This is a genomic window from Nitrospirillum bahiense (assembly GCF_007828025.1).
GTDB lineage: Bacteria > Pseudomonadota > Alphaproteobacteria > Azospirillales > Azospirillaceae > Nitrospirillum > Nitrospirillum amazonense.
In genome coordinates this window covers 1-3,267 of sequence record NZ_VITO01000046.1, presented here as the reverse complement: position 1 = coordinate 3,267, position 3,267 = coordinate 1, and the positions used below count along the sequence as shown (strand labels likewise).

The following is a 3,267-nucleotide window of genomic DNA, read 5'->3' as shown; positions in this document are numbered from 1 at the left end:
ACGCCGCCTTCACCGGCGGCACCGTGGCGGTGACGGCGCTGTCGGGCAGCAACCTGATCGCGGGCCAGAGCTACACCATCGCCGAGGTGGGCGGGTCCTTGACCACCAGCGGGCTCAGCGCCGCGGCCACGGGCTTCAGCGCCACGCTGGGCACGGGCGCCAACGGGGCCGCCACCGATCTGCTGCTGACCCTGCTCAGCGACTATGTCAGTGGCACGCTGGGAACGCTGAGCAACACCGGGACCATCAACGCCGCCACGGCGGTGCTGATCACCAGCGCTGGTTCCCTGGGCACCCTGGCCAACAGCGGCGCCATCATCGGCAATGTGATCAACGCCAGCTCGCATGACCTGGTGATCACCGGCGGTTCCAACGGCACGGTGGGCAGCTTCAGCGGCGGCACCATCCGCAACAGCCTGAGCAACCTGACCTTGGCGTCGGGTGCGGTCAGCCTGGGCGACGCCATCGACGTGACGGGCCACACGGTGGCCAACACGGGTGCCAGCCTGACGTTGGCCAGCGACGTGGCGGTGACGGGCAACTACAGCCAGACGGCAGGCACGCTGGCCGTCGCGGGCCATAGCTTGAGCGTCAGCGGGGCCGCCCAGGTGACGGGCGGCGTGGTCGATGCCGGGATGAGCGGGGCGGCCAACTACCTGGTGGGCGACAGCGTCACCCTGATCCGGGGCGGTAATGGCTCGACCTACACCGGGGCCACAGTGGTCAGCGGCCTGACGGGCCTGGACGCCCTGGGGGCCACCAGCGGCAGCAATCTGCTGGCGGTCGCGGGCAATGACTACATCGGTGCCAGCCTGGCCACGCTGAGTGTCACGGGCACGCTGGCCAACACGGCGGGCGGCGCCACGGCGCTGTACATCGCCGGCACCGGGACCCTGGGCGCCCTGGCCAACAGCGGCACTATCAGCGGCAACGTCACCAACGTCTCGGCACGGGATCTGACCATCATTGGCGGCTCTAACGGGACTGTGGGCAGCTTCACCGGGGGGACCATTCGCAACACCGGCGCCAACGTGGTCTTCGCCTCGGGCAATCTCAGCCTGGGTGACGCGATCGACGTGGGCGGGACGCACACGGTCAGCAACATCGGGGCGGCCATCGGCCTCGCCAGCGACGTGGCGGTCACCGGCACCTATGCCCAGAGCGCGGGCAGCCTGAATGTGGCCGGCCATGTGCTGACGGTCAGCGGTCCGGCCCTGGTCAGCGGCGGCACGGTCAGCGCCGGCGTCAGCGGCGTGGGCAACTACTTCGTGGGCGACAGCGTGACGATGATCCAGGGTGGGGCGGGGTCGTCCTACACCGGGGCCGTGGTCACCAGCGGCCTGACGGGCCTGGACGCCAAGGGCTCGGTCAGCGGCGGCAACCTGCTGGCCGTGGCGGGCAACGACTACATCGGCGCCAGCCTCGCCACGCTGAACGTCACGGGCACGCTGGCCAACACGGCCGGGGGCGCCACGGCGCTGTACATCGCCAGCACGGGCACCCTGGGCAGCCTGGCCAACAGCGGGGCCATCAGCGGCAACGTGGTGAACCAGTCGGCGCGTGATCTCACCATCAACGGTGGGGGTAACGGTGCGGTGGGCCGCTTCACCGGCGGCACCATCATCAACACGGGCGCCAATGTGGTGTTCGCGTCCGGTGCGGTCAGCCTGGGCGATGCCATCAACGTGGCGACGCATACGGTCAGCAACGCCGGTGCCAGCATCGCCCTGGCATCCGACGTGGCGGTGACGGGCAACTTTGCCCAGTCGTCGGGTACCCTGACCACGGGCGGCCATGTGCTGACCGTCAGCGGGGCTGCCACCGTGGCGGGCGGCGTGGTCAACGCCGGGGTCAGCGCGGTGGGCAACTACATCGCCGGCGATCGGGTCACCCTGATCCAGGGCGGTACCGGTTCCAACTACGCCGGCGCCACGGTCACCAGCGGCATCACCGGCCTCAGTGCCACGGCCGTGACCAGCGGCAGCAACCTGCTGGCGGCGGCGGGCAACGACTACATCGGCGCCAGCCTGGATACGCTGAACAACACCGGCACGGTGGCCAGCCCGACGGCGCTGTACATCGCCTCCACGGGCACGCTGGGGACCCTGGCCAACAGCGGGGCGCTGGCGGGCAACATCACCAACCTGTCGACCGGCGACCTGATCATCAACGGCGGCAGCGCCACGGCACCGGGCACCTTGACCGGGTTCAACGGCGCCATCGGCACGATCAGCAACACCGGCAGCAACGTGCGCTTCACCGGCGGCGTGCAGCTGCTGAACGACCACATCACCGTCGGCAGCCACACGGTGTTCAACAGCGGGGCGACCCTGCTGGTGAACAGCGCCATCAACATCACCGGCGCGTACAGCCAGTCGGCGGGCACGCTGGCCATCGGGGTGACGTCGCAGACCAGCTACGGCAACCTGGCGGTCAGCGGTGCGGCGGCCTTCACCGGCGGCTCGGTGCTGCTGCAGGGCGTGGGCAGCGGGGCCGGGGCCCTGCAGGCCGGCACCTACACCATCGCCTCGGGCAACGGCCTGAGCCTGAGCGGCGTGGACTTCACGGCCACGGGCTACACCGTGACCAGCGACCTGGTGACGGTGGGCAACACCACCCAGCTGGTGGTGAAGGTTGCGGGCAAGGCCACCAACTACACGGCGGTGGGCAACGCCCAGGGCGGTGCGGCGGTGGGCACGGGCTCGGCCCTGGACCAGATCGCGGCCTTGGCCAGCAACAGCATCACCACCAACCAGCAAGTGGCGGCGTTCACGCAGCAGGTGCTGGCGCCGCTGGCGACGCTGACGCCGGCGGCCAAGCAGGTGGCGGTGGCGCAGCTGTCGCCCAGCCAGCTGACGCCGCAGCTGACGGCGACCTCGGTGACGCCCACCACCACGGCCATCAGCCAGCACCAGGAGACGGTGGCCAGCCTGATGGACGGCAGCGAGAAGGGCATGGCCGCAGGCTCCAACGGTCGCGAGGGCGTGATCTGGGGCGAGATCGTGGGCGCCGGCGTGCTGCGCGGCACGACGACGGAGGCGGCGGGCTACCGCGCCAGCAGCAGCGGCCTGGTGCTGGGTGCCGATTGGTTCGCCAGCGACGAGGTCATGGCGGGCCTGGCGTTCAGCTGGATCAACAGCGCGTCGGTGGGCCAGGGCGTCATGGCGGGCAGCCTGACACGGGTGGGCAGCTACCAGCTGACGGCCTACAGCGTCTGGCGTCCGGACTTCGCCGACCAGAAGCTGTCGGTGGAGGGCCAGGTGGGCT

Annotated in this window: 1 pseudogene; it reads left to right on the top strand. The window is 70.4% G+C overall.

Annotation, left to right across the window (positions count from 1 at the left end):
• A pseudogene (locus FBZ88_RS31190) lies at window positions 1-3,267 on the top strand (S-layer family protein); the annotation flags it as partial.